The 26,177-nt window shown below is 71.1% G+C and carries 25 protein-coding genes and 1 pseudogene; 15 read left to right on the forward strand and 11 right to left on the reverse strand.

The features are described 5' to 3' along the window. The first annotated feature begins 190 nt into the window (after nt 1-190). Nucleotides 191-1,720, forward strand: coding sequence for a DUF2079 domain-containing protein (locus ACZ5WC_RS06285; protein ID WP_468539706.1), 1,530 nt, complete (start codon nt 191-193; stop codon nt 1,718-1,720). Between the two features lie 73 nt (nt 1,721-1,793). Here ACZ5WC_RS06285 and ACZ5WC_RS06290 read toward each other — a convergent pair whose 3' ends face one another. Beyond that, nucleotides 1,794-2,417, reverse strand: coding sequence for an RDD family protein (locus tag ACZ5WC_RS06290; protein WP_468539707.1), 624 nt, complete (start codon nt 2,415-2,417; stop codon nt 1,794-1,796). Nucleotides 2,418-2,638: 221 nt separating this feature from the next. Here ACZ5WC_RS06290 and ACZ5WC_RS06295 point away from each other — a divergent pair, with 221 nt between their 5' ends. From ACZ5WC_RS06295 to ACZ5WC_RS06310, 4 genes are all read left to right on the forward strand, one after another. After that, nucleotides 2,639-3,520, forward strand: coding sequence for a bifunctional methylenetetrahydrofolate dehydrogenase/methenyltetrahydrofolate cyclohydrolase (locus ACZ5WC_RS06295; protein WP_096633118.1), 882 nt, complete (start codon nt 2,639-2,641; stop codon nt 3,518-3,520). A 24-nt stretch (nt 3,521-3,544) separates the two neighbouring features. After that, nucleotides 3,545-4,057, forward strand: coding sequence for a DUF3017 domain-containing protein (locus ACZ5WC_RS06300; RefSeq protein WP_468539708.1), 513 nt, complete (start codon nt 3,545-3,547; stop codon nt 4,055-4,057). 465 nt (nt 4,058-4,522) lie between these two features. After that, complete coding sequence (locus ACZ5WC_RS06305) at nt 4,523-5,710, forward strand: XRE family transcriptional regulator (protein ID WP_468539709.1); 1,188 nt, start codon at nt 4,523-4,525, stop codon at nt 5,708-5,710. A 193-nt stretch (nt 5,711-5,903) separates the two neighbouring features. Then, nucleotides 5,904-6,893, forward strand: coding sequence for a malate dehydrogenase (locus tag ACZ5WC_RS06310; protein WP_096623434.1), 990 nt, complete (start codon nt 5,904-5,906; stop codon nt 6,891-6,893). Nucleotides 6,894-6,959: 66 nt separating this feature from the next. Here the strand turns inward: ACZ5WC_RS06310 and ACZ5WC_RS06315 are convergent, their stop codons facing one another. Beyond that, nucleotides 6,960-7,691 carry an isocitrate lyase/PEP mutase family protein gene (locus ACZ5WC_RS06315; RefSeq protein WP_311121120.1) on the reverse strand — a complete coding sequence of 244 codons (732 nt, stop codon included), beginning with the start codon at nt 7,689-7,691 and terminating at the stop codon, nt 6,960-6,962. 56 nt (nt 7,692-7,747) lie between these two features. Further along, entirely contained in the window at nt 7,748-8,275 is a 528-nt protein-coding gene (locus ACZ5WC_RS06320; RefSeq protein ID WP_468539710.1) for a carboxymuconolactone decarboxylase family protein, read from the reverse strand. 47 nt (nt 8,276-8,322) lie between these two features. On the opposite strand from ACZ5WC_RS06320, the gene ACZ5WC_RS06325 reads away from it, so the two are divergent. Both ACZ5WC_RS06325 and ACZ5WC_RS06330 read left to right on the forward strand, forming a co-directional pair. Beyond that, complete coding sequence (locus ACZ5WC_RS06325; protein WP_468539711.1) at nt 8,323-9,837, forward strand: aminotransferase-like domain-containing protein; 1,515 nt, start codon at nt 8,323-8,325, stop codon at nt 9,835-9,837. A 469-nt stretch (nt 9,838-10,306) separates the two neighbouring features. Continuing rightward, complete coding sequence (locus ACZ5WC_RS06330; RefSeq protein ID WP_468539964.1) at nt 10,307-10,597, forward strand: GntR family transcriptional regulator; 291 nt, start codon at nt 10,307-10,309, stop codon at nt 10,595-10,597. Between the two features lie 7 nt (nt 10,598-10,604). Here the strand turns inward: ACZ5WC_RS06330 and ACZ5WC_RS06335 are convergent, their stop codons facing one another. The 3 genes from ACZ5WC_RS06335 to ACZ5WC_RS06345 form a co-directional block, all read right to left on the reverse strand. Beyond that, a complete protein-coding gene (locus ACZ5WC_RS06335) occupies nt 10,605-10,871 on the reverse strand; it encodes a hypothetical protein (protein WP_468539712.1) in 267 nt (88 codons plus the stop codon). 33 nt (nt 10,872-10,904) lie between these two features. Further along, the gene (locus ACZ5WC_RS06340; protein ID WP_468539713.1) at nt 10,905-11,375 is read right to left on the reverse strand and encodes a glycine-rich domain-containing protein; all 471 of its coding nucleotides are present in this window, start codon (nt 11,373-11,375) and stop codon (nt 10,905-10,907) included. 419 nt (nt 11,376-11,794) lie between these two features. Continuing rightward, a complete protein-coding gene (locus tag ACZ5WC_RS06345; RefSeq protein ID WP_468539714.1) occupies nt 11,795-12,088 on the reverse strand; it encodes a hypothetical protein in 294 nt (97 codons plus the stop codon). 791 nt (nt 12,089-12,879) lie between these two features. Here ACZ5WC_RS06345 and ACZ5WC_RS06350 point away from each other — a divergent pair. Next, nucleotides 12,880-14,211 carry a tetratricopeptide repeat protein gene (locus tag ACZ5WC_RS06350; RefSeq protein WP_468539715.1) on the forward strand — a complete coding sequence of 444 codons (1,332 nt, stop codon included), beginning with the start codon at nt 12,880-12,882 and terminating at the stop codon, nt 14,209-14,211. A 36-nt stretch (nt 14,212-14,247) separates the two neighbouring features. On the opposite strand, the pseudogene ACZ5WC_RS06355 reads toward ACZ5WC_RS06350, so the two are convergent. Next, nucleotides 14,248-14,580, reverse strand: a pseudogene (locus ACZ5WC_RS06355) (hypothetical protein); the annotation flags it as partial. Nucleotides 14,581-14,749: 169 nt separating this feature from the next. Between ACZ5WC_RS06355 and ACZ5WC_RS06360 the strand changes: the two are divergent. Further along, complete coding sequence (locus ACZ5WC_RS06360) at nt 14,750-15,067, forward strand: hypothetical protein (protein WP_468539716.1); 318 nt, start codon at nt 14,750-14,752, stop codon at nt 15,065-15,067. Between the two features lie 5 nt (nt 15,068-15,072). Continuing rightward, a complete protein-coding gene (locus tag ACZ5WC_RS06365) occupies nt 15,073-16,260 on the forward strand; it encodes a glutathionylspermidine synthase family protein (RefSeq protein WP_468539717.1) in 1,188 nt (395 codons plus the stop codon). A gap of 36 nt (nt 16,261-16,296) precedes the next feature. Here the strand turns inward: ACZ5WC_RS06365 and rocD are convergent, their stop codons facing one another. Beyond that, nucleotides 16,297-17,502, reverse strand: coding sequence for an ornithine--oxo-acid transaminase (gene rocD / locus ACZ5WC_RS06370; protein WP_468539718.1), 1,206 nt, complete (start codon nt 17,500-17,502; stop codon nt 16,297-16,299). Nucleotides 17,503-17,814: 312 nt separating this feature from the next. Here rocD and trpS point away from each other — a divergent pair, with 312 nt between their 5' ends. Together trpS and ACZ5WC_RS06380 are read left to right on the forward strand one after the other, a co-directional pair. Continuing rightward, nucleotides 17,815-18,807 carry a tryptophan--tRNA ligase gene (trpS, locus tag ACZ5WC_RS06375; RefSeq protein ID WP_468539965.1) on the forward strand — a complete coding sequence of 331 codons (993 nt, stop codon included), beginning with the start codon at nt 17,815-17,817 and terminating at the stop codon, nt 18,805-18,807. Between the two features lie 124 nt (nt 18,808-18,931). After that, nucleotides 18,932-19,531: a 2'-5' RNA ligase family protein gene (locus ACZ5WC_RS06380; RefSeq protein WP_468539719.1), complete on the forward strand. Its 600-nt coding sequence runs from the start codon at nt 18,932-18,934 to the stop codon at nt 19,529-19,531. 24 nt (nt 19,532-19,555) lie between these two features. Here ACZ5WC_RS06380 and ACZ5WC_RS06385 read toward each other — a convergent pair whose 3' ends face one another. Both ACZ5WC_RS06385 and ACZ5WC_RS06390 read right to left on the reverse strand, forming a co-directional pair. Further along, nucleotides 19,556-20,311 carry a decaprenylphospho-beta-D-erythro-pentofuranosid-2-ulose 2-reductase gene (locus tag ACZ5WC_RS06385; RefSeq protein WP_468539720.1) on the reverse strand — a complete coding sequence of 252 codons (756 nt, stop codon included), beginning with the start codon at nt 20,309-20,311 and terminating at the stop codon, nt 19,556-19,558. Nucleotides 20,312-20,438: 127 nt separating this feature from the next. After that, nucleotides 20,439-21,809: an FAD-binding oxidoreductase gene (locus tag ACZ5WC_RS06390; RefSeq protein ID WP_468539721.1), complete on the reverse strand. Its 1,371-nt coding sequence runs from the start codon at nt 21,807-21,809 to the stop codon at nt 20,439-20,441. Nucleotides 21,810-22,000: 191 nt separating this feature from the next. Here ACZ5WC_RS06390 and ACZ5WC_RS06395 point away from each other — a divergent pair, with 191 nt between their 5' ends. Then, a complete protein-coding gene (locus tag ACZ5WC_RS06395; RefSeq protein WP_468539722.1) occupies nt 22,001-22,969 on the forward strand; it encodes a YihY/virulence factor BrkB family protein in 969 nt (322 codons plus the stop codon). A gap of 74 nt (nt 22,970-23,043) precedes the next feature. Here ACZ5WC_RS06395 and ACZ5WC_RS06400 read toward each other — a convergent pair whose 3' ends face one another. Continuing rightward, entirely contained in the window at nt 23,044-24,294 is a 1,251-nt protein-coding gene (locus tag ACZ5WC_RS06400; protein ID WP_468539723.1) for a D-alanyl-D-alanine carboxypeptidase family protein, read from the reverse strand. A 133-nt stretch (nt 24,295-24,427) separates the two neighbouring features. Here ACZ5WC_RS06400 and ACZ5WC_RS06405 point away from each other — a divergent pair, with 133 nt between their 5' ends. Both ACZ5WC_RS06405 and ACZ5WC_RS06410 read left to right on the forward strand, forming a co-directional pair. After that, complete coding sequence (locus tag ACZ5WC_RS06405) at nt 24,428-24,691, forward strand: SCO4848 family membrane protein (RefSeq protein WP_096623458.1); 264 nt, start codon at nt 24,428-24,430, stop codon at nt 24,689-24,691. Between the two features lie 19 nt (nt 24,692-24,710). Continuing rightward, nucleotides 24,711-26,108 carry a metallophosphoesterase gene (locus tag ACZ5WC_RS06410; RefSeq protein ID WP_468539966.1) on the forward strand — a complete coding sequence of 466 codons (1,398 nt, stop codon included), beginning with the start codon at nt 24,711-24,713 and terminating at the stop codon, nt 26,106-26,108. The last annotated feature ends 69 nt before the right edge of the window (nt 26,109-26,177 follow it).

Raw genomic sequence — 26,177 nt, forward strand, 5'->3', positions numbered from 1 at the left:
GCAGCTCTACGTTTCCCACTGACCGGCAGCTGTACGTTCCCGACCGGTACCTGTACGTTCCGTGGCCGCATCCGTCCCAAAGGGTGCGGCCACGGCCGTGTCCGACGTCCGGAATCCGCTCGCCGCTCTGTTCTAATGAACGGCCGTATCCAAAGAACGGCCGTAGTAATCCCTAGCGGGGGCAGTCACCGTGCTTGAGCTGAACAAGAGTGGAACGGACCGGTCGGAGCCGGGCCGGCTGCCCGCGCAGGGCACCGGGCCGGACGCCCGCCCGGCGGACGGTTCCCCGGGCGCGGCCACCGGCGACGAACGCGTCCCGCTGCGCCCGTACCTGATCGCCGCCGCGATCCTGTGCGCGCTCTACTTCCTCTACTCGTACTTCCAGTACGCCCGCTTCGGCTCGCCCTCCTGGGACCTCGGGATCTTCGAGCAGGAGGTCAGGGCGTACGCGGCGTTCGAGGCCCCGGTCGTCGACATCAAGGGCCCCGGCTATCTGATCCTCGGCGACCACTTCTCCCCGATCGTGGCGCTGCTCGCCCCGCTCTACTGGGTCTGGCCGTCGGCGACGGCCCTGCTCTTCGCCCAGGCCGCGCTGTTCGCGCTGGGGGCGGTCGTGGTCGGCCGCACCACCCAGCAGCTCCTCGGCGGCCGCTCCGGGCTGTGCGTCACCGTCGCGTACGGGCTGTCCTGGGGCATCCAGGAAGCGGTGAAGTCCGACTTCCACGAGATCGCCTTCGCCGTGCCGCTGCTGGCCCTCGTCTGCCGGGCGCTGCTCCTGAAGCGGTGGACGGCCGCCCTGCTCTGGTCGCTGCCGCTCGTCCTGGTCAAGGAGGACCTCGGCGCGACCGTCGCGGTCGTCGGCTTCCTGCTCTTCGTGTACGGCCGCCGCCTCCAGGGTGCGCTGCTCGCCGCCTACGGCGTCGCGGCCTTCGTCCTCACCCTCGTCGTCCTCATCCCGGCGGCCAGCAGCGCGGGCACGTACGACTACTGGCAGAAGATCGACAAGAAGGGGGAGCAGGACGTCTCGATGCTGGACTCCGTCCTCGGCGTCCTCAACTCCTCCGTCAAGATCGAGATGCTGGTCTTCCTGATCGGGATCACCGCGTTCATGGCGCTGCGCTCGCCGCTGACGCTGCTGATCATCCCCACGCTCGGCTGGCGGCTGCTCTCGCAGGACAGCAACCACTGGGGCATGGTCTGGCACTACAGCGCGATTCTCATGCCGGTGCTGTTCCTCGCGATGGCCGACGGCGTCCGCCGCAGCCGCGACTCGCACCGCCCCTGGCTCGCCTCGTACGCGAGGGTCGCCGTCCCCGTCGCCACCGCGATCGCCATCGCGATGACCCAGCACCTGCCGCTGCGCGACCTGCTGCGCCCGGAGACCTACCGCACCGACGACGCCCGCGCCCAGGCGGCCCGGGCGGCGCTGGACGCCATCCCGGCCGGCTCACGCGTCGAGACGGACATCACGCTGATGGCCCACCTCACCTCCGACCGCACCGTCTACTGGGTCGGCGGAGCCCCGGGCACCGCGCCCGACATCGTCGCCATCAACCTCGACTTCGGCTGGTCCCGGCCGATCCAGGACCCCGTGGCGTACGCCGAGCAGCTGCACCCCGAGGCGCGCTACCGCCTCAAGCACCGGGGCGGCAGCTTCGTGGTGATGGAGCGTACGACGCCGGAGCCGGCGGAGATCCCGGGCGTGCGCGGGGGCCGCTGAGACCCGCGCGTACGCGCGAAGGCCGCCCCGACGTGCCGGGGCGGCCTTCGCACGCACAGGGTGTGCGGGTGGGTCACTTGGACTTGACGACCACCGACGAGCAGACCTTGTCCGCGAACGTCTGCTTCTTCTCGTCCCACAGCGGCCACAGCCAGCCGATGTAGCAGGCGAGGCTGTCGAGGAAGTGGGCCAGGCGGCGCACGAAGGCCATGCCGAAGCCCAGCGGACGGCCGTCGGCCTCGCGCAGCAGGCGGATGCCCACGGCCTTCTTGCCGACCGTCTGGCCGGTGGTGCCCTCCTGGTACAGCTGCCAGATGGCGACGCCGATGAGGCCGAGGAAGCCCACGATGGCGAGGATCGCGCCGAACGCATCGCCGACCGCACCGCCGATGACGACGAGGATGTACGGGACCATCAGGACGAGTCCGTCGATGATCAGCCCGCCGAACCGCAGACCCCAGTGGGCCAGCTCCGGCATGCCGCCGCCGTACCCGGGCTGCTGGCCCTGCGGGTAGGCCCCGTACGGCTGGCCGGGCTGCTGCGGGTAACCGGGCTGCTGGGGGTAGCCGTAGCCCTGCGGCGGGACACCCTGCGGAGCCTGCTGCGGGTAGCCGTACCCGGGCTGGCCCTGCGGCGGCCCCTGGGGCGGCTGACCGGGCTGCTGCCCGTACGGGTTGTTCGGGTCGCCGAAGCTCATATGGGGTGTTTCCTTCAACAGACGTGTGGGGACGAAATGGCCACACGGAGGAAGGACGACGTTCAGCGGCCCGCCCCCCGTACAACCGCGGCTTTCATCGTTATAAGGGGGACCCGCGTTTGTCCAGTCCGGGGCCCCAGACGTTGTGCAAGTGCAATCTCGTGTACGGGGGAGGCGCCGGCAATTGGTATGCGGGCGGGGTCATCCGCGAGGATGGGCCCATGACTGCCCAGATTCTCGACGGCAAGGCCACCGCTGCCGCGATCAAATCCGATCTGACCGTCCGTGTGGCGGCCCTCAAGGCGCAGGGCATCACCCCCGGCCTGGGAACCCTGCTCGTCGGGGACGACCCGGGCAGCCGGTGGTACGTCAACGGCAAGCACCGTGACTGCGCCCAGGTCGGCATCGGCTCCATCCAGCGCGAACTCCCCGACACCGCCACGCAGGAGGAGATCGAGGACGTCGTACGGGAGCTCAACGCCAACCCCGAGTGCACCGGTTACATCGTCCAGCTGCCGCTGCCCAAGGGCATCGACACCAACCGGGTCCTGGAGCTGATGGACCCGGAGAAGGACGCCGACGGGCTGCACCCGATGAGCCTCGGCCGCCTCGTCCTCAACGAGACCGGCCCGCTGCCCTGCACCCCGCAGGGCGTCGTCCAGCTGCTGCGCGCCCACGGTGTGGAGATCAACGGGGCACATGTCGTGGTCGTCGGACGCGGTGTCACCATCGGCCGGTCGATCCCGCTGCTGCTGACCCGTAAGTCGGAGAACGCCACGGTGACCCAGTGCCACACCGGCACCCGGGACCTCTCCTCCCACCTGCGTCAGGCCGACATCATCGTCGCCGCCGCGGGCGTCCAGCACCTGATCAAGCCCGAGGACGTGAAGCCGGGGGCCGCGGTCCTCGACGTCGGCGTCAGCCGGGACGCGGACGGCAAGATCGTCGGCGATGTGCACCCGGGGGTCCGCGAGGTGGCCGCCTGGGTCGCCCCGAACCCCGGCGGTGTCGGCCCGATGACCCGCGCGCAGCTGCTGGTCAACGTGGTCGAGGCGGCCGAGCGGCTCGCCGCCGAGGCCGCCGACGCCGCCGCCGCGGGCTGACGGCCGGACGGCGGAGGGAACCCCATGGGTGCTGGTACGAGTCCGGCCGAGCCGGACGGGTCGAGCGAGTCGGGCGGCGAGGGCGCGGTGGCCGGGGCCGGTGCCGTGACCGAACCCGGGACAGGGAGCGCCCCCCGGCGCCGGTCGCGGCGGTTCCCGAAGCTCACCCGGGACACCGCGCGCCCCGAGGGCGGCGGCCGGGCGGCGTCCGGCGACGCGCCCGCACCGGCCCGGCAGTGGCCGCTGCTCACCGTGCTCTGCGCGGCGGGCGCGGGGCTGCTGATCGTGGCCCTGGACCCGTTCGACCAGGCGTTCCGCATCGGCACCATCCTGATCGGCGGTGCGCTGATCGCCGGTGCCGTGCTGCGCTGGGTGGTGCCGTCGGTCGGCATGCTGGCGGTACGTTCCCGGTTCACCGACCTGGTGACGTACGGGCTGATGGGTACCCTGATCGTGCTGCTCGCGCTGGTCGCGCAGCCGAAACCGTGGCTGGACGTGCCGATCCTGGAGGACGCCGTCCGCTTCACGATCCGCTGAGGGCCGCCCCGTGATCCCGCCCGTGGTGACCGTCCCCTCCCCCGTAGAAGGGACGGGCACCTCGGATCGGAGCGACCAGGACAACAAGTCCTGGTATGGGGTGGAATGAGCATCCTTGCCCCGTCCTGCTCCAAGCGTCATGGACACGAAGAGCCGCTTCAAGGGTTCCCTGGGGCCTGTGGCACGGAAGTGACCATTCCGGCACGGTGTGATCGTCGCGCAACGATGGCAGACTGGCCCGGCGCACAGAGCAGCACGGAGCAGACAGAGCAGTGATCGGGGCAGTCATCGGGGCGCGCGAAGATGCGCACCCCGTCCCGAATGCTCCCGTGCGCCCCCTCGTCAGGAACTGACACCCTGGCTTCGCGCATCCTCGTGGGTAGTCCGGCGGGGTTGCGTGGGTCGGGGGGACCGGCCGCAGCGGGGCACAGCAAGCACGTCCGGGGGACATGAGGGGGGAAAGCGATGCCTCGTTGGAAGGCACTGCCCGAAGAGCTCGATCCGCAGATCAGGGAGTTCGCCAGCCAGCTGCGCAGGCTCGTCGACCGCAGCGGGCTCAACATCAACGCGGTGGCCGACCGCACGGGCTACAGCAAGACGTCCTGGGAGCGGTACCTCAACGGGCGGCTGCTCGCCCCGCGCAGGGCCGTCGTCGCCCTCGCCGAGGTGACGGGCACCCCGCAGCACCACCTCACGACCATGTGGGAGCTGGCCGAGCGCGCCTGGAGCCGGGCCGAGATGCGCCACGACATGACGATGGAGGCCATCCGGATCACCCAGGCCCGTGAGGCGCTCGGTGAGCTGGGCGCGACCGGCCCCGACGCCCCGGCGGGCGGCCGGTCCGGCCGTTCCTCCGCGGGCGGCCGTCACAGCGCGGCCGGCTCCGGCGGCGCCCGGGTCCCGGCCGCGGCGGGCGCGGACGCCCCTCCGTACGACGCCTACGGCAGCGAAGCCCACAGCGGCGATCCCTACGGCCGCGACGCCTACGGGACCGGCCGCGACAGCACGCGCCCGCCCTCCGTGCCCGCCCAGCGCGGAGCCGCGCCGCACGTCCCCCAGCAGCACCAGGGCGGGCAGCGACCGGAGCGGTACGCCGGAGAGGGCGCCGGACGGAGCGCCGGCAAGGGCTCCGGAACGAGCGCCGGAGGGAAGGCGCCCGGCGGCCGCCGCAAGGGGGCCATGCTCGCCGTCGGGGCCGTCGGCGCCCTGATCGTCGTGGTCGGCGCGGTGCTGCTCGCGCCGGGCGGCGACGACCCGGCCAAGGCCACCCCGCCCCCGTCGGCCGCCCCCACCACGGCCGCCCCCGAACTGCCCGTCGGCGTCGAGTGCAGCGGCACCGACTGCGCCGGGCAGGACCCGGAGGCGATGGGCTGCGGCGGCGAGTTCGCCCGTACGGTGTCGACCGCCGTGGTCGGCGGCAGCAAGGTCGAGGTCCGCTACAGCGAGGTCTGCTCCGCCGCCTGGGCCCGGCTCACCGAGGCGGCGATCGGCGACACCGTACGGATCACCGCGGGCGAGGGCGCGCAGGACGGCGAGGTCATGGGGGACACGAACGCGTACACCCCGATGGTCGCGGTGAAGAAGGCGAGCGACGCGAACGCCTGCGCGACGCTCACCTCCGGCACGAAGGGCTGCACCGACCCGGACGCGTGACGCCGGGGCCGGGCAGGTGACCGGTTGTGTGCGGTGCAACAGGGGGCCGGGCGGTCCCCCCTGCCCGGGTCCGATAGCCTGACCGCTGGATATCTCTTCACGTCAAGATTGGTCGGCGCGCGGAGACGTCCAGCACCAGGGTCCGGCACCAGGGGCCGGGACCCCCACCGCCAGCTGTCTAACGGAGACCGCCATGACCCGCACTCCCGTGAATGTCACCGTGACCGGCGCAGCCGGCCAGATCGGCTACGCGCTGCTCTTCCGCATCGCCTCCGGCCACCTGCTCGGCCCGGACGTGCCGGTCAACCTGCGACTCCTGGAGATCCCGCAGGGCCTCAAGGCCGCCGAGGGCACCGCGATGGAGCTCGACGACTGCGCCTTCCCGCTGCTGCGCGGCATCGAGATCACCGACGACCCGAACGTCGGCTTCGCCGGTGCGAACGTCGCCCTGCTCGTCGGCGCCCGCCCGCGCACCAAGGGCATGGAGCGCGGTGACCTGCTCGCCGCCAACGGCGGCATCTTCAAGCCGCAGGGCAAGGCCATCAACGACAACGCCGCGGACGACATCAAGGTCCTCGTCGTCGGCAACCCGGCCAACACCAACGCGCTCATCGCGCAGGCCGCCGCCCCGGACGTACCGGCGGAGCGCTTCACCGCGATGACCCGTCTGGACCACAACCGCGCGATCTCGCAGCTGGCCGCCAGGACCGGTGCCGCCGTCTCCGACATCAAGAAGCTGACGATCTGGGGCAACCACTCGGCCACCCAGTACCCGGACATCTTCCACGCGGAGATCGCGGGCAAGAACGCCGCCGAGGTCGTCAACGACGAGGCATGGCTGGCCGACACCTTCATCCCGACCGTCGCCAAGCGCGGCGCCGCGATCATCGAGGCCCGTGGCGCGTCCTCCGCCGCCTCCGCCGCCAACGCCGCCATCGACCACGTGCACACCTGGGTCAACGGCACCGCCGAGGGCGACTGGACCTCGATGGGCATCCCGTCGGACGGCTCCTACGGCGTCCCCGAGGGCATCATCTCCTCCTTCCCGGTCACCACGAAGGACGGGAAGTACGAGATCGTCCAGGGCCTGGACATCAACGAGTTCTCCCGTGCGCGCATCGACGCGTCGGTCAAGGAGCTCACCGAGGAGCGCGACGCGGTCCGCGAGCTCGGCCTGATCTGAGGTCACTGCCCGCACCACACCGACGGCCCCCGGCAGCGCATCCGCTGCCGGGGGCCGTCGGCGTCCTCACCGCAGCCGCTGTGCCGCCTCGCGTACCGCTGCCGCCGCGAGCCGCTGGAGGGCGGGGCCGAACGTGACGCGGGACGCGCCGAGTTCGCCCAGCCGGCGCACAGCGGCCGGGGAGTCCGGCGTGCCGATGGCGTTCAGCGGTACGGGGACGGCGGCGGCCAGCCGGGGCAGGTCGTCGGGCGGGGCGGCGATCGGGTAGACGCAGTCGGCGCCCGCCGCCGCGTACCGCAGGGCCCGGCCGGTCGCGGCCGACGCCCGGTCCGTACCGGAAGGCGCCGCGTGGAGGTGGACGTCCACGCGGGCGTTCAGGAAGAGCCGGTCGCCCGCCGCCGCGCGGAAGCGGGCCAGCCGGTCGGCCTGGCGGTCCGGGTCCAGCAGGACGCCGTCCACCGAGTCCTCCAGGTTGCAGCCGACGGCCCCCGCCGCCAGCAGCCGGTCCACCAGCTCCTCCGGCTCCAGCCCGTAACCGGCCTCGATGTCCGCCGAGACGGGTACGGAGACCGCGCGGACGATCCGGGTCACGGCGGCGAACATCTCGTCGGCCGGGGTCCGCCCGTCCTCGTGGCCCAGCGAGGCGGCGACGCCCGCGCTCGGAATCGCCAGCGCCGGGAACCCGGCCTCCTCCAGCGCCCGCGCGCTCGCCGCATCCCACGGCCCCGGCAGGACCAGCGGATCGTCGGGGGCGCGGCCGTGGTGCAGCGCACGGAACACGGCGGCCGGATCGGCCATGGGATCTCCTCCTGGCTGTGGGCCTGGCTGTGGGCCTGGCCATGGGTGCGGAGCCGTCAGTGCTGGAAGTCGCCCGGCGTGTAGTGGCCCGGTGCGAGCCGTCCGGTGACGCCGAAACGGTTCCAGGCGTTGATCACCGTGATGGCCGCGACCAGCTGGGCCAGTTCCGTCTCCTCGAAGTGCTCCGCCGCCTCCGCGTACACCTCGTCCGGGACGAAGCCGTCGGTGAGGACGGTGACCGCCTCGGTCAGGGCGAGCGCCGCCAGCTCCTTCCCGGTGTAGAAGTGCCGCGACTCCTCCCAGGCGCTGAGCTGGACGATCCGCTCGACCGACTCGCCCGCGGCGAGCGCGTCCTTCGTGTGCATGTCCAGGCAGAACGCGCACCGGTTGAGCTGCGAGGCCCGGATCTTCACCAGCTCGACCAGGACGGGGTCCAGCCCCTTCCGGGCCGCGATGTCGAGGCGGACCATCGCCTTGTAGACATCGGGGAGCAGCTCGGAGACGGAGAGGCGCGACGGGTGCTCGGCGGCTCGGTCGGCGGGGGCGGCGGGGGCGGCGTGGTGTGCGTGCGGCGTGGTGGTCATGGGGACGACGCTACGGGCCCGATGGCTCGGCGGTATGGTCCATTCCCATGACCGATTCCTGGGCCACTTTCGGTGCCGACCTGCATCTGGAGCCGGTCGGCACGGGTGTGCGCAGCGGGCTGATGGAGGCGCTGCGGGAAGCGGTGCGCAGCGGGCGGCTGGCCCCCGGAACCCGGCTGCCGTCCTCCCGGGCGCTCGCCGCCGACCTGGGCATCGCCCGTAACACGGTCGCCGACGCCTACGGCGAACTGGTCGCCGAGGGCTGGCTCACCGCCCGCCAGGGCTCCGGCACCCGGGTCGCCCAGCGGGCCGCGCCACGCCGGACGCGGCCCCCGGCGGCCCCCGCCCGGCCGGTGCGGTCCGGGCCCGCGTACACCTTGAAGCCCGGCTTCCCCGACGTGTCCGCCTTCCCGCGCACCGCCTGGCTCCGGGCCGCCCGCAAGGCGCTCACCGCCGCACCCGACGAGGCCTTCGGCTACGGCGATCCACGCGGGCGCGTCGAACTGCGCACGGTCCTGGCGGAGTACCTGGCGCGGGCCCGCGGGGTGTACGCCGACCCGGAGCGCATCGTGATCTGTTCCGGCTTCGTGCACGGGCTGGCGCTCCTGGGCCGGGTGCTGCGGCAGCGCCGGGTCCGGGAGGTCGCCGTCGAGTCCTACGGCCTCGACTTCCATACGAACCTCCTCACCGACGCCGGGCTGCGCACCCCGTGCCTGCCGCTGGACGAACGCGGCTCCCGGACCGAGCAACTGGCCGCGATGCGCGCCACGGGGGCGGTGCTCCTGACCCCGGCGCACCAGTTCCCCACCGGCGTACCCCTGCATCCGGACCGGCGGGCCGCAGCCGTCGACTGGGCCCGGGCCACCGGCGGGCTGATCCTGGAGGACGACTACGACGGGGAGTTCAGGTACGACAGGCAGCCGGTGGACCCTACGCCCTGGGAACTCGGCAAGTCACCGGTCCGGTACCGGGAAGGGCAGGTCGGTGCGCTGCAGGGACTCGACCCCGAGCGGGTCGTCTACATGGGTACTGCCAGCAAGTCTCTTGCTCCGGGGTTGCGTTTGGGGTGGTTGGTCGTGCCGGAATCCCTTGTTACGGAGGTAGCCGACGCGAAGGGGCCCGCAGACTCGTGCGGGGCCTTTGACCAACTGACTCTCGCCGAGTTCATCGGGTCCGGTGCGTATGACCGCCACATCCGCCGGATGCGCCTCCGCTACCGGCACCGCCGTGACGAGCTGGTGGCGGCCCTCGCCGAGCGCGCACCGCGCATCGGGGTAACCGGGCTTTCCGCAGGTCTGCATGTGGTGCTTCGCCTGCCTCCGGGCCTTGATGAACGAACGGTGGTTCAAGCGGCGCACTGGCAGGGTCTTGCTGTTCAAGGCGTTGGGGCGTACCAGCATCCCGACGCGAGGGCGGAGACCTGGGGCGGGCTTGTGGTGGGGTACGGCACACCCTCGGACTCGGCATGGTCAGGGACATTGGAAGCGCTGTTGCAAGCCCTGTCAGCGGTGGGGGACATAGAGGAGCCCCGCCCGGCATTGAAGCCGGACGGGGTCGTTTAACCGTCTGCACACCCGCCCACGGGGCGCGTAGCACGTCTTCGGGGGTCGGGCCCGCGCCGAGCGTCACGGCGTGTTCGGGGCAGGCGTAGAGGGTCGTTCCGGGGCCGCTGCTGCTGCTCTGCATCCAGCGGACGGGGATCGGGGTGCGCGTGTTGGTCTTGTACTCAATGCAGAGCGCGACGCGTCCGGCGAGGGCGACCGGGAACAGGTCGTCGGCGGCCATGCGTCGGCGCGGCTTCGTTCTCGCTGCGGGGAGGGCAGTCCACGCGTGTGCGCGTCATTGAAGAGGGCGCGTACTCCCTCGGTGACGGTGCGGTCCGCGGGCGGGACCACGGCGACAAGGGAGGCAGGAAGCGGTGGTGCGGCGGGGGGTTCGGCGGTGTGCCGCCCCTCGGAGGGCAGCAGAAGACGCAGGACCCATACGAGTGCACGGGCGATAGAGTCACGCATAGCGTCGACACCCCCCGTGATGGAGTTCGACCCAACGCAACCGAAGTGGCAGCAGATCGCGGAGGTGGTGAGGCAGCGCATTGCCAGCGGCCAATACCCCGCCCGGCACCTGGTTTCCGAAGTGCAGCTGGAGAACGAATTCGGCGTAGCCCGAACAACGATCCGTAAAGCGACGGCGGCCCTGCGGGATGAGGGCTTGATCATCACTACCCCGCATGTGCCCTTTCGTGCGCGACCGCAGCGCGGACGAGGGCCAGGACGCGCGGTAGCCCCGGTCGGCATCCGGGGGACGCCGACCGGGGCGGTATGAGGTGCTGCTACTCGTCGTCCTTCTTCGGGGGCAGCACGAAGCCCCTGGTCGGCCCGCTCTGCCGCCGAGGGGCAGGGTCGGGAGTGGACGGCCGGAACTTCGCCGCCAGGGCTGCCAGCGCGTCAGCAGTGGTGTCCTTGCGGGTCGCAGGATCGGCCTTGTCGAACACGCGCCATGAGCCCGTCGGGTTCTCCGGGTCCTCCGGCGCGACGACACCCGGAATGCCCAACTGCCGCAACACGTGGTCTACCTGTCGGCCCTGTTCCGCGTCCATGCGGTCACCTTCCGTTGTGTGCGGGCAGCGTAGCTACTCGCCGGTGGTCGCACAGTTGCCCGGACGGATCGGGCCGCAGCCACCGGGCGGCGTGTGCTGGCACTGTGCCGCCACGGACACCAGGGATTTTGTGGGGCTCGTCCACAGGTCCGAGTCCGTCTCGTACCCGGCCTGTTCGATGGTCGCCATGGTGCGGGTGATGACGTGCTCGTCGAAGCGCTCGGGGTCGGGGCGTTCGGGGTAGTGGTGCACGAACCGGCCCAGCCCCTCACACAACTTGGCGTACAGCTCGGTGTGCAGGATCAGGGCGTGCCACCCCTCGTCCACGACCTTGGAAGGGGTGATCCTGCTGGTGGGGAACTGCGCTGCGGCTTCGACGAACTTGATCGCCTCCGCGACGATCCGTTGCGCCGTACCCTCGGTCATGCCGGGGTTGTTGTCGATGACCGTTGCGACGACACCCCCAAGCCCTTCGGGGGTGAGTAACGCGAGTGCGTTTCGCATCTGTGTTGCCTTCCTTGTTGGGTTGGCCCGTTCCGGCCGTGCGTCCTGTCCAGGGGTGAGAACGGTCGGAACGGGGGTCGAGCCCCGCCCCTGCCGAGATGCCGAATCGAGTACGGGGGAGCCTTGAGTACGGCCACGTTCAGCAGGGACGAGAGATTAGGGGGCCACCCTTATGCGGCCGGCGAGCGCACAAATGCCGAACGGTGGGAACCGCTTCACTCGCACGAGGTATCCGCCCGCCGTGCAGAACCACCACAGGAGGTCACGCGTCGCCGGTTCGCCCGCCGGTTCTTCGGTGCCGTCGGGGGTGGGCTTGGCGGGGCGTACGCAATCGACGGGGGTGACCCAGCACGCTTCGCATGTCGTTACGTCCGTAGCCATCCGCGCGAATCGAGTAGTGATCACTCTCACCTGCCTGCCTATCGACCTGGGACTTTCGCAGTGAGGTTGTGCAGCCGCTGAAACTCCTTGGTGTGATCCTGGAGTTTCGCTGCGATCGATTCGGCTTCTTCGGGTCGCAGGTTGCCGAGGTCGATGACGTAAGAGGCGGTCACAGCAGTACAGGTGTGGCAAACCTTCGATACGCCGATTCCGTCCAGGTCGATGTCATACGGGATCAACGCGTTGACGAGTGCGACGCCCGCTTCAACTGCCTTGATACGATCGCTCTCGTCAAAGTGATCGGAACCGACCGGGCGGCTTTCGTTTTTCATGTTCATTCCTTATGTGCAGCAGAGAGGGGTTCAGGGGGCCGCACCATTCATGCCGCCTCGCGGCTGGCGACCACGAGAGCGACCAGGCCGACCCAGACAAGCCAGCCGACGAAGCAATGGTGGAGACGGAGACGCGTCTCACGAAATTGCCTCCGGCTGAACGCAGTTGGGGAAGTCGTCGGCATGAAACGAGGCCGGGGGTGATGAGGGCCGGGCAGGTGGACCACGCCCGACTTCATGTCCAGCGCGCCCCGTACGGCGTCCACCACTCCTCGGGGCTCCCCTCTACGCCGTATCCGTGAAGAGGCCCACAGCGGACATCTCGACGCTCACTGACGCCTCCCGCGCGCGGCCGTTCTCCGCCTCGATCAAGGGCCGAAGGCGCTGCATGGTCGGACTCTGCGACCGGTCGTCGCTGGCTGCGTCAACCGCTCCCGCTGTGTCCGGGCACTGCGTGGAACCACACGTACACCGGGGCCACAGGAACGCCGACCGGACGGGCGGCTCACCTCGGTCGGGGAAGCCCTGGCGGGTCACCATGCCCGCACCGGCCTCCCAGCGCTCGCGTTGCCGTTCAGCCTGGCCGCCCGGCGGCACTGAGAGCCGGCGGGGAACGAGCGGGCTCCCTCCAGTGTCGCTGTGCTCTTGTTCCATGTCTGAGCCCTCCTTGCACTGTCATCCCTTGGTGGTCCGTGCTCGCACTAGGCAACCGTCCGGTCACGCAGAGCGGTACCGTTGGGAAGCGGGCAAGAGATAAGAGCGTTAAGCGGTCTGAACACGAGAGTTGGGCCATGGCGACACGACAGCTGAACGCCGGACTTGAGCGGTTGTTCCGTGAGAGCGGGTGGACCATGCGGCAGCTCGCCCAGGCGGTCAACCGCATCGGGACCGAACACGGCACCCCGCTCAAGTACCAACAGCCGTCGGTGCACCAGTGGTTAAGCGGTCACCTGCCGAAGGAATCCGTTCGACCTCTGGTCCTGGAAGCGTTCGCCCGGAGACTGCTCCGCCCCGTCACGCACGGCGAGGCGGGATTCCCCTCGCCCCCGGAAGAGTCGAACAGTCGCCCGGCTGTCGTGGAGGGGCTAATCGACCTCGGGAGGCAAGACATGGACCCTTCGCGCCGCAGCGTCCTAGGCGCGGGACTGTTCTCTGTCGCGCTGACCGTGCCAGGTTGGCAAGACGTCGTTGGGCGAATGGAAGCAGTCAAGAAGAATCCGAGACTACGTATCGGCCAATCGGAGGTTCAGGCGGTCAGGGCGATGACTGAACGCCTTTCGGGCCTCGATGATGAATTCGGTGGGCGCTACGCGCGGCCCATGGCTGCGGCCTTCCTGGTCAACACTGTCACGCCATACCTAAAAGCGAACATGTCCAGCGAAGCGCGAAAATCCATGCTTTCTTCTGCCGCATTCCTTTGCTACCTGACCGGATGGATGGCGGTTGATGAGGGTGCCCACGGGAGAGCGCAGCAGTATTACGTGAAAGCTCTGGAGCTAGCGGGCGCAGGCGGGGACCACAAAACCTACTGCCACGTTCTGCGCGGCATGTCTGTACAAGCCGCAAATCTCGGTCACGGTACACCAGCGGCACGGCTTGCAAATGCCGCTGCAGAAGCATCCCCCGAGTCCAGCCCCCGAATGCGCGCATTCATGGCAGGTCAGCAAGCCCATTCGTACGCCCTGGCAGGTGAAAAGACAAACGCACTCAACAGCCTGCGAGAGGCGGAGCGCGCCGTGGATCAGGCGGAAAGTCAGCCCGGAACGTTCGGCGGTTTCAGCTCTGCGACGTTGGCGTATTGCATGGCGGAAGTCCGTCATGCTTTGGGTGACACGAAAGGAAGCATCGAATCCCTCCAGGATCATTTCCGACTCAGGGATTCCACGGATATGCAGCGAAGTAAGCTGATCTTTAGTTCTCTGCTTGCCGAAAGGAAACTCGAAATTGGTCACCTAGAGGCAGCGTGCGCCACCTGGAACGCAGTCCTGGATGAGTATCCGGCGATCCATTCAGGGCGAATTGACGGGCAGGTGGCTAGAATCGCCTCTTTGCTTTCGACTTATCAAGCGAACTCGATTGCGCGGCAAACCTCCGAGCGCTCCCGTGAACTCTGCGCCAAATAAGGAATTCCCCGCACCCGACGCCCTGTTCCGGGTGGGACCGGCGCAGACCACCGCCACCGCCGTCCACTCCGTTGCGCTGAGCCGGACCGCCAGCAGCGGGGACGCGACGACCGCGGTGACCGTGAGCGAGGCGGCGAGCGCCGCGCCCAGCGCGTAGATCGGCAGATAGCGCAGCGCGAGGACCTGGAGGACGAAACCGCAGCCATCCAGGGCGAGTCCGGCCACGTAACGCCACTGGCGTAGCGCCCGCAGCAGCAGCGCCGGGGCGACACCCGCCCCCGAGCCGGGACGGGCGGCTGCCCGCGCGGCGACCGCCTGGAGGACGGACGCCGTTCCGAAACAGACCGCCGCCCCGAGCGCACAGGTCATCCCGAAGGGCACAAAGGGAATCTACCGAGCGGAGGTTGCCGCTCCGGCGCCCCCATGTTCCGAACTGGCCACCTGTCGAACTAATCTGACAAGAGATCCGGCGCCGAGGAGGAAGCAGAAGGAAGCAGAAGGGCCGGATTCGATCACGCACCACGGGGGAGAACAGAACATGTCCAAGCGGAGGTTGAGGTCGAGCACGGTCGTGCTCGGCGGAATGGGGCTGCTCGCCCTGACGATCTCGTCCTGCGGATCGGAGCCGGACCGGCGGTGCGCCGACCGGACGACCCGTGAAACCCTGCCCAGCTACGAGTGCCGCGGCGGCAGCGGTGGCGGTTCGGGAGGCAGCGGCGGCTCCGGTGGCGGCACCGGCCGCGGCTCGTACTACTACGGCGGCGACAGCTCGGACGGCAAAGTGCAGGGCGGCAGTTTCGACAAGTCCGCGGTCGACCGCGGCGGCTTCGGCTGCGCCCGGTCCGGCGGGGGCTGACCGCCATGGAGCGCCGCACCACGCAGCCGCGCCCCGGCTGGCAGGAGACCGTCGAGTCCCAGGGCGTCGTCTATCCGCTGACCCGCTACCCGGACGACTCGCTGCGCCCCTACTGGGACGAGAGCGCCTACTACGTCTTCTCGCTGCCCGAGGTCGAGGCCCTGGAGGAGACCGTCGAGGAACTGCACACGATGTGCCTGGCCGCCGCCGCGCACATCGTCGAGCGGGACCGCTTCGCCGACCTCGGCATCACCGACCCGCGCCTCGCCTCGCTGGTTGCCGAGTCCTGGCGCCGCCGCGCCGAACTGCCTTCGGTGTACGGGCGGTTCGACCTGCGCCACGACGGGAGCGGCCCGGCGAAGATGCTGGAGTACAACGCCGACACCCCGACCTCGCTGGTGGAGGCGGCGAGCGCGCAGTGGTTCTGGATGGAGGACCGCTTCCCCGGTGCCGACCAGTGGAACTCCCTGCACGAGCGGCTGGTCGACGCCTGGAAGCGGCAGGCGCCCCTGCTGCCGCCGGGTCCGCTGCACTTCGTCCACTCGGACGGCGACGAGGCGGGCGAGGACCTGATGACGGTCGCGTATCTGCGCGAGACCGCCCAGCAGGCCGGGATCGACACCGAGGCGCTGTCCGTCGAGGAGATCGGCTGGGACCGGCTGTCGGGCCGGTTCGTCGACGACCGGCTGCGCTTCATCCGCAGCTGCTTCAAGCTCTACCCGTGGGAATGGCTGGCCACGGACCGCTTCGGGCCGCAGGTGCTGGACACCCTCGACAACGGCGGCGGCAGCGGTACCACCTGCTGGATCGAGCCCGCCTGGAAGATGCTGCTCTCCAACAAGGCGCTGCTGGCGATCCTGTGGGAGCTCTACCCCGGCCACCCCAACCTGCTGCCCGCCTATCTCGACGGCCCCCGCGAGCTGGCCGGGCCCGGCGGGGCGGGATACGTCTCCAAACCGCTGCTCGGCCGCGAGGGCGCGGGCGTCGACCTGCACGGCCCCGGCTCGCCGCCCGTCCTGCGCGACGAGCCGTGCTGCTACCAGGAGCTGGCCCCGCTGCCCGACATCGACGGCAACCGGGTGGTGCTCGGCGCGTGGGTCGTCGAGGACGAGGCGGCGGGGCTCGGCATCCGGGAGTCGTCGGGGCCGGTCACGGACGAGTACGCCCGCTTCCTGCCCCATGTCATCCTCTGAGGCCCTGAGGCTCCGGGGGGCTCGTGAGGGACCGGCTCAGGCGCTCAGCACCGTACGCAGCTTGTCCAGGCCCCAGTCCAGGTCCTCCTTGCTGATCACCAGCGGCGGGGCGATCCGGACGGTGGAGCCGTGGGTGTCCTTCACCAGCACCCCCTGCTCCATCAGCCTCTCGGAGATCTCGCGGCCGGTGCCCAGCGCGGGCGCGATGTCGACGCCCGCCCACAGGCCCCGGCCGCGCACCGCCTCCACAGCGCCGCCGCCGACGAGCAGCCCCAGCTCGCGGTGGAGGTGGTCGCCCAGCTCGGCAGCCCGCTGCTGGTACTCACCGGTCCGCAGCATCGCGATCACCTCCAGCGCCACCGCGCACGCCAGCGGGTTCCCGCCGAACGTGGAGCCGTGCTCGCCGGGCCTGAAGACCCCGAGCACGTCCGCCGAGGAGACGACCGCGGAGACCGGCACCACTCCGCCTCCCAGCGCCTTGCCCAGCACGTACATGTCCGGCACCACGCCCTCGTGCTCCAGCGCGAACGTCTTCCCGGTCCGGCCCAGGCCCGACTGGATCTCGTCCGCGACGAACAGCACGTTCCGCTCGCGGGTCAGCTCCCGCACCCCGGGCAGATAGCCGGCCGGCGGCACCAGCACCCCCGCCTCGCCCTGGATCGGCTCGATCAGCACCGCCACGGTGTTCTCCGTCATCGCCTCCCGCATCGCGGTGAGATCCCCGTACGGAACGATCTCGAACCCCGGTGTGTACGGGCCGAAGTCGGCCCGCGCCTCCGGGTCCGTGGAGAAGCTGACGATCGTCGTCGTGCGGCCGTGGAAGTTGTCCGAGGCCACGATGACCTTCGCCATCCCGTCCGGCACGCCCTTGACCCGGTAGCCCCACTTGCGGGCGGTCTTGACCGCCGTCTCCACGGCCTCCGCCCCGGTGTTCATCGGCAGCACCATCTCCATCCCGCACAGCTCGGCCAGCCGCGTACAGAACTCGGCGAACCGGTCGTGGTGGAAGGCCCGGGAGGTCAGCGTCACCCGGTCCAGCTGGGCTTTGGCCGCGTCGATGAGCCGACGGTTGCCATGGCCGAAATTGAGCGCCGAATACCCTGCCAGCAGGTCCAGATACCGGCGGCCCTCGACATCGGTCATCCACGCGCCGTCCGCCGAGGCGACGACGACCGGCAGCGGGTGGTAGTTGTGCGCGCTGTGCGCCTCGGCGGAGGCGATGGCGGTTTCCGTGGTCGACACGGGATCTCCGTTCGTCGTGCGGCGTGGGCGGAGGGTGGTGCCCACTTTGTATCGTCGGTCGGATCCCGCGCCGGGAAACCTTCGCCGCCCGGCGCGCCCGCCGTCGCACGCCCAGCGGCCGGAATGTGCCCTTCGTCTCAGCTGTGCGCTCCTGTGCCCCGGGATCGTGCGGGGACGCGCCCGCTATGCCCCGCACCGGCTGCCGGAGATGGCCCGGGCACCTGAGACAATGGGGCCATGGCCTCTGATCGCCCCTCGCTCCCCGCCGACCAGCCGCAGACAGGCCGCACCGGTGCGGCCGCCCGTCCGCGTGTGCTCTCCGGGATCCAGCCCACCGCAGGCTCGTTCCACCTCGGCAACTACCTGGGCGCGGTGCGCCAGTGGGTGGCGTTGCAGGAGACCCACGACGCGTTCTACATGGTCGTGGACCTGCACGCGATCACGGTGCCGCAGGACCCCGCCGAGCTGCGGGCCAACACCCGCCTCGCCGTGGCGCAGCTGCTCGCCGCAGGACTGGACCCGGAGCGCTGCACGCTCTTCGTCCAGAGCCATGTTCCCGAGCACGCCCAGCTCGGCTGGGTGATGAACTGCCTCACCGGCTTCGGCGAGGCCTCCCGGATGACGCAGTTCAAGGACAAGTCCGCCAAGCAGGGCGCCGACCGCGCGACCGTCGGCCTGTTCACCTACCCGGTGCTCCAGGTCGCGGACATCCTGCTCTACCAGGCGAACCAGGTGCCGGTGGGCGAGGACCAGCGCCAGCACATCGAGCTGACCCGCGACCTCGCGGAGCGGTTCAACGGCCGGTTCGGGCAGACGTTCACCATTCCGGCGCCGTACATCCTCAAGGAGACGGCGAAGATCTTCGACCTCCAGGACCCGGCGGTCAAGATGAGCAAGTCGGCCTCCACGCCGAAGGGCCTCATCAACCTCCTCGACGACCCGAAGGCCACGGCCAAGAAGGTCAAGAGCGCCGTCACCGACACCGACACGGTGATCCGCTTCGACGCTGAGAAGAAGCCGGGCGTCAGCAACCTCCTCACGATCCTCTCCACCCTCTCCGGCAGCCCCGTCGAGGATCTGGAACGGGCGTACGAGGGCAAGGGCTACGGCGCGCTGAAGACCGACCTGGCCGAGGCCATGGTGGAATTCGTCACCCCCTTCCGGGCCCGCACCCAGGAATATCTGGACGACCCGGAGACGCTGGACTCCATCCTGGCCAAGGGAGCGGAGAAGGCCAGGGCCGTCGCCGCCGAGACCCTGGCGCAGACGTACGACCGGATGGGCTTCCTGCCCGCGAAGCACTGAGCCCAAGGGCCCTGGCGAGATCACGGCCGCAGGGGTCACACTTGCGGCGACAGGACGCGCGGGGCGGGCACCCGGCCCGCGCGGCATGACCGAGAATCGACCATCGACGGTGGAGGAGAACGACGTGGGGACCGTAACGCTCGGCGTTTCGATCGCGGTCCCGGAGCCCTACGGCAGCCTGCTCCAGGAGCGCCGCGCGAGCTTCGGGGACCCTGCCGCCTTCGGCATTCCCACCCACGTCACCCTGCTCCCGCCGACCGAGGCGCAGGCCGCCGACCTCCCGGCGATCGAGGCGCACCTCGACCGGATCGCCACGGCCGGCCGCCCGTTCCCGATGCGGCTCTCCGGCACCGGCACCTTCCGCCCGCTGTCGCCGGTCGTCTTCGTCCAGGTCGTCGAGGGCGCCTCGGCCTGCTCCTGGCTCCAGAAGCGGGTCCGGGACGCCTCCGGGCCGCTGGTGCGCGAGCTCCAGTTCCCGTACCACCCGCATGTCACCGTCGCCCACGGCATCGCCGAGGAGGCGATGGACCGGGCCTACGAGGAGCTCGCCGACTACGAGGCGGCCTGGACCTGCGGCTCCTTCGCGCTGTACGAGCAGGGCCCGGACGCCGTGTGGCGCAAGATCAAGGACTTTCCGTTCGGCGCCGGGGGCGGCACGCCCGCCGTCCCCGCCCAGGGCGGCTATGTGGTCGACACGCCGTCCGCCGCGTCCCTGCGCCCCTGACCGACTCAGCCGTACGGCCCCGGGTCAGACCGGCAGCCGCCGGAACAGCGGCCGCGGGACGTGCCGCAGCGCTGTCATCACCATCCGGAGCGACCCGGGCACCCAGACCGTCTCCGAACGCCTCCGCAGCCCCGTGACGATCGCCCGCGCCACCTCCTCCGGGCCGGTGGCGAGCGGCTGCTCGGGCCGCCCCGCCGTGGCCCGCGTCCGGACGAAGCCGGGGCGGACCACCATCACCTGCACCCCGGTGCCCTGGAGCGCGTCGCCCAGCCCCTGCGCGAACGCGTCGAGGCCCGCCTTGCTCGACCCGTAGATGAAGTCCGCGCGCCGGGCGCGCTCCCCGGCCACCGACGACAGCACCACCAGCGAACCGTGTCCCTGCGCCTGGAGTGCGCCGGCGCACACCAGTCCGGCGGAGACCGCCCCCGTGTAGTTGGTCTGGGCGACCCGGACCGCCGCCATCGGCTCCTCCTCGTCGCGCGCCTGGTCGCCGAGGACCCCGAACGCCATCAGCACCACGTCGATGTCCCCCTCCGCGAACACCTTGCCGAGGGCCACCTCGTGCGAGGCGGGGTCCAGTGCGTCGAAGCCGACCGTACGGACGTCCGCCCCGCGCCCGCGCAGCTCGGCAGCGGCCGCGTCCAGCGCGGGGGAGGGGCGCCCGGCCAGCCACACCCGCCGGGTCCGCAGGGCGATCAGGCGGCGCGCGGTGGCCAGGGCGATCTCGGAGGTGCCGCCGAGGACGAGCAGGGACTGCGGGGCACCGAAGGCGTCCTTCACGGAACACTCCTGTTCAAGAGGGGCAGGGTGGCTGAGAGTTCAAGAGCGGGCAGGGCGCAGAGGGCGAGGGGTGGACGTCAAGAGCGGGCAGGGCGCAGAGCCAGGGCGGACGTCGAGGGTTCGGCGGTCACAGCCCGAGCCGGCGCGACAGGTCGGAGCGGAACGCCCCCGTCGGGTCCAGTGCCTCCCGCAGCTCCCGGAACTCCGCCAGCCGCGGGTACATCGCGGCCGCGGTCTCCGGCCGCACCCGGGAATCGGCCGCCAGGCAGACCCGGCCCCCGGCGGCCGCCACCTCCTCGTCGAGTCCGTCCAGGAGGCGGGCGAGCGAGGGCAGGGCGGCGGGCAGATCGAGGGCGAGCGTCCAGCCGGGCGCGGGGAACGACAAGAGGCCCGGGTCCGCCGCCCCGAACCGCTGGAGCACCGCCCGCAGCGCGGGGGCCCGGTGCGCCGCGATCCGGCGCACCACCCGGTGCAGGGTCTCCTCCTGCCCGTACCCGACACCGAACCGGTAGCGCACCAGGCCGCCCCGGCCGTGCAGCCGGTTGACGCCCGGGAGGGCGTCCAGGGCGTGGAAGAAGGCCGGGACCGGCCGCGGCTCCCCGGTCCGCGCGTGGGGCGCACTCCGATAGCGGACCTCGTTGCAGAGGGCGGCGGAGGCGCGGCCGAGCGGTCCGTCGGGCAGCGACAGCAGACCGGCGGCGGCCGGGAGCCCCCGGCCCCCTGCCGTGCCCGTGCGCGGGGCACGCAGAATGCGCCGGTCGTGCGCCGGGCGCACATGCGGGGGTGCGTGCTCCCCTCGGGTGATGATTCCGCGCCCTGTCGCCCGGCCCCGGGCCAGCAGATCGACCCAGGCGGAGGCGTACGGCAGCCGGTCGCCGCCCGCCGTGAAGCGGGCCAGCAGCTCGTCCAGGTCCCCGGCGCGCTCGGTGGAGACGGACATCAGCGAAGAGGCGACACGCCGGAGGCGGAGCGTGGCCGAGAGGATCACGCCGGTCAGGCCGAGGCCCCCGGCGGTCGCGTCGAAGAGAGCGGTGCCCGGCAGCACCGTACGCACCTCGCCGTCGGCCGTGAGCAGCTCCAGGGCGCTGACGTGCCGGGCGAAGGAACCGGCCTCCCGGTGGTCGCGGCCGTGTACGTCGGAGCCGATCGCCCCGCCCACCGTGAGCCTGCCGGTCTCCGGCAGCACCGGCGGGAACCAGCCGAGCGGCAGCAGCACCCGCAGCAGCCGGTCCAGGCGCGCCCCCGCCTCGCAGCGCACGGTCCCGGCGACCGGGTCGACCGCGCCGATCCGGGCCAGGCCCGTCATGTCGAGCACCGAACCGCCCGCGTTCTGCGCCGCGTCACCGGGCGCCCGGCCGAGCCCGCGCGCGATGGCGCCCCGGGGGCCCCGGCCGCGGACGACGGCCGCCGCCTCCTCGTACGTACGCGGGCGGAACCGCACGGCGGTCGTCGGGGCGGTGCGGCCCCAGCCGGTCAAGGACACCGTGTCGACGGACATGGGGGTGACCGTATCGTCCGGTAAACCCCATTCGAGGCATTGGTGAATTCGCTCACCGGAACGGGTGATGCTCACCGGAACGGGTGATGGAGGGAGTGTCAGCCCCACGTGCCGGGGAACTCCCGCACCCGTCGGGAAGAGTCCGGGGCGGGCCGCTGGTGTTCCGGGCCCAGGAGGGTACGCGGTAGGTCATGGACTGGCTCAAGAAACTCCCGGTCATCGGGCCCCTGGTCACCCGGCTGATGGAGACGCACGCGTGGCGTTCCTACGAGACGCTGGACCGGGTCCACTGGGCCAGGCTGGCGGCGGCGATCACCTTCATCAGCTTTCTGGCCCTCTTCCCGCTGATCGCGGTCGGCGCGGCGATCGCCGCCGCGCTGCTGAGCGACAAGCAGCTCGCCACCATCAAGGACAAGCTCGCCGAGCAGGTGCCCGGCATCTCCGACCAGCTCGGCATCGACGGTCTGGTCGCCAACGCGGGCACGGTCGGTCTGGTGGCCGGTGCGCTGCTGCTGTTCACCGGTGTCGGCTGGGTCGGCTCGATGCGGGAGTGCCTGCGCGCGGTCTGGGAGCTGGACGACGTCCAGGAGGCCAACCCGGTCGTCGCCAAGCTGAAGGACACGGTGCTGCTGGTCGGCCTCGGCGGCGCGGCGCTCGCCACCCTGGCGGTCTCCACGGTCGGCTCGACGGCCGTCGGCTGGACCGCCGACCAGCTCGGCATCTCCGGGGGAGGGGCGGGCGGCGTGCTGCTCCGGGTGGCGGCCCTGGCGGTCGCGGTCGTCGCCGACTTCCTGCTGATGCTCTACCTGCTGACGCTGCTGCCCGGGGTCCAGCCGCCCCGGCGGCGGCTGGTGGTCGCGGCCCTGCTCGGCGCGGTCGGCTTCGAACTGCTCAAGCTGCTGCTCGGCAGCTATATGAAGGGCGTCGCGGGCAAGAGCATGTACGGCGCGTTCGGCGTCCCGATCGCGCTGCTCCTGTGGATCAACTTCACCGCCAAGCTGCTGCTGTTCTGCGCCGCCTGGACAGCGACCGGCAGCAAGGGCGGGAGCGAGGGCGGGAGCGAAGGCGGGAGTGAGGGGGAGGGCGAGAGAGAAGGCGAGACCGAGGACGAGGGCCATCGCGAGGAGCCGGAGCCCGGAGGCTCGACCCGGGCGGGCTGAGGGACGGACTGGCCGGGCCTCCCAGCACGGGGTGACCGGCCGGGCCTCCCACCCGGGGCGGCCCGGCCCGGGCGTCAGCGGCGGGGCAGGCGCAGCGGCCACCGCCGGTTGACCAGGAACACCCCGCCCGCCAGGACCACCAGCACTCCGCCGACGACCGCCAGGGCGATCCCGACGCCGCTGGAGCCGCCGGCCGCCGACGCGTGCGCGGCCTCCGCCTGGCCGCCGGAGCCCTGGTCCGCCCCGGCGGCTGGCTGCGCGCCCTTGCCGCCGGTCGTGGTCCCGCTCCCGGTGTCGATGGACTTCGGGGGCACCAGCTCGCCGACCGGGGTCACCTTGCCGCTCGCGGCGAAGCCCCAGTCGAGCAGCTTCGCGGCCTCCTTGTAGACGGCGTGGCTCTCCTCCTGCGACGGGTTCATGACCGTCACCAGGAGCACCCTGCCATTGCGCTCGGCGATGCCGGTGAAGGTGTTGCCCGCGTGGGTGGTGTAGCCGTTCTTGACGCCCGCGATGCCCTTGTACGGGTCCACGCCGGTGTCCCCGGTGATCAGCCGGTTGGTGTTCTGGATCTCGAAGGTCTCGCGCTTCTTCCCCTTCTTCTTCTCGCCGGGGAAGTCGGCCGACGCCGTCGCCGCGTACTCGCGGAAGTCCTTCTTCTGCATCCCGCTGCGGGCGATCAGGGTCAGGTCGTAGGCGCTGGAGACCTGGCCGGGCGCGTCGTACCCGTCCGGTGAGACCACCTTGGTGTCCAGCGCCTGGAGCTCTTCGGCGTGTTTCTGCATGGCGGAGACCGTCTGGGGCATGCCGCCGTACATCTGCGCCAGCACGTGCACAGCGTCGTTGCCCGAGCGCAGGAAGACACCCAGCCACAGGTCGTGGACCGTGTAGGTGTGGTCCTCCTTGATCCCGACGAGGCTGCTGCCCTCACCCACCGCCGCCAGGTCACTGTCCGTCACCTTGTGGGTCAGGGTGGTGGGCTGGAGCGCCGGAAGGAGCGTGTCGGCGAACAGCATCTTCATCGTGGAGGCGGGCGGCAGCCGCCAGTGGGCGTTGTGCGCCGCCAGCACATCCCCCTTCTCCGCGTCCGCCACGATCCACGACCGGCCGGTCAGCCCCTTGGGCAGCACCGGCGCACCCGGACCCAGGGCGACCTGGGTGCCGGGCTTGCCGAGCCGCTCGCCGCCGAGGCTCGACATCGTGCCCGGCGGCTTGGGCTGCTTGTCGTCACTCTTGTTCTTGTCGGCCGCCGACGCGGGACTGAGGGCCAAACCGGACAGCAAAACGGCGGAGGTGACCGTCAGGGCGATCTTTTTCAGAGCAGGCACGGTCGGAAACGTACAGGGCGAAGATGTGGATGCGGACCCGGAGCGGCTGACCCGCCGCAGGGACCGCCGGGACGGCCGTGTCCGGACACCACCCCGGGCGAGGGTTCCGGAGAGCGGCGGCGATACTGGACCCATGAAGCTCAGCCGCCCCGCCTCCTGGTTCCTGCTCGTGTTCGGGGTGTGGAGCTGGTTCATCTGGATCACTTTCGTCAAGAACCTGTGGCAGGACGGCAGCGGGCTCGCCTTCGACGACGCGGGCGAACCGACCGGGTACTTCTGGGTGCACCTGCTGCTCGCCATCACGTCCTTTCTTCTGGGGACGGCGGTCGGCGCGATCGGGTTGCGTGGTGTCCGGGCATTGCGCGACGAACGCACTGACGAGGACGAGAAGGCGTAGGTAGGCACGGATGGCCGCAGTGGTGTTCGCGCTCGTGGCGCTCGTGGTGCTGGCGCTGCTCGCCGCCGTGCACCGCTATGTGTGGCGTCGCTTCGTCGGCGACACGACCGCACCCGGCAGCACGATGCGCAAGGCGGGCACGGCCGCCGCGTTCGTGCTGCCGCTGCTGAGTGTCGGAGCCATGACCTCCGGCCGGATCGGCGCGCCCTTCTGGCTCCAGCAGGTGCTGGCCTGGCCGGGCTTCCTGTGGCTGGCCTGCCTGTTGTACCTGACGCTGGCGCTGTTCGTGGGCGAGCTCGTGCGTCCGGTGCTCCTGCGGGTCCTCGCGCGGCGTGACAAGGCGGCGGCGAAGCCGGTCACCGCGCGTCCGGCGCCGGAAATCGGAACACCTTCCGGAACCACTGCCGAGGTCCCGGGTGAGACCCGTCCCCGTACGGAAGAGCTCGTCCCGGTCGCATCCGCCGGCGCCCCCGCCTCATCGGAAGCCTCCGCACGTACGACCCCGGAGACCGCACCGGAACCAGCACCGGAAGCCAAACCGGAACGGGTACCGGAATCGGGAGCGGAACCGGAGCGCCCGGCGGCCCCCGGCCCCTCCCGCCGTCTCTTCGTCTCCCGGGTCGTCGGCGGCGCGGCGGCCGCCGCCGGGCTCGCCACCGTCGGGTACGGGACCCACAACGTGCTGCGCGGGCCGAGCGTCAAGCGGGTCTCCGTGCCGCTGGCCAAACTGCCCCGCGCCGCCCACGGCTTCCGCATCGCCGTGGTCAGCGACATCCACATCGGCCCGATCCTCGGCCGCGCCCACACCCGTCGCATCGTCGACACGATCAACGCGACCTCGCCCGATCTGGTCGCCGTCGTCGGGGACCTCGTCGACGGGTCCGTGGCGGACCTGGGCACCGCCGCCGAACCGCTGTCCGCCCTGCGGGCCCGGCACGGCAGCTACTTCGTCACCGGCAACCACGAGTACTTCTCCGGCGCCGAGCAGTGGGTCGACCACGTCCGCGAACTGGGGCTGATCCCCCTGGAGAACGCCCGCACCGAGATCGACGGCTTCGATCTCGCCGGGGTCAACGACGTGGCGGGCGAGACCGAGGGCCAGGGCCCCGACTTCGTCCGTGCGCTGGGCGACCGGGACCGCGCCCGGGCCGCCGTCCTCCTCGCCCACCAGCCGGTCGTCATCCACGACGCCGTCGAGCACGGCGTCGACCTCCAGCTCTCCGGCCACACCCACGGCGGCCAGCTCTGGCCCGGCAACTACCTCGCCGAGCTGGCCAACCCCACCGTCGCCGGGCTCGAACGCTACGGAGACACCCAGCTCTTCGTCTCGCGCGGCGCGGGCGCCTGGGGACCGCCGGTCCGGGTCGGCGCCCCGGCCGACATCACCGTCGTGGAACTCGCTTCCCGCCAGGCGTAGACCGGACGCGCCCAGACACGTTGCGGGTGCGATCTCCCGTTCGACGTCCGGACGTCCGGACATCATGAA

It is taken from the genome of Streptomyces sp. NPDC033165, from assembly GCF_055577965.1.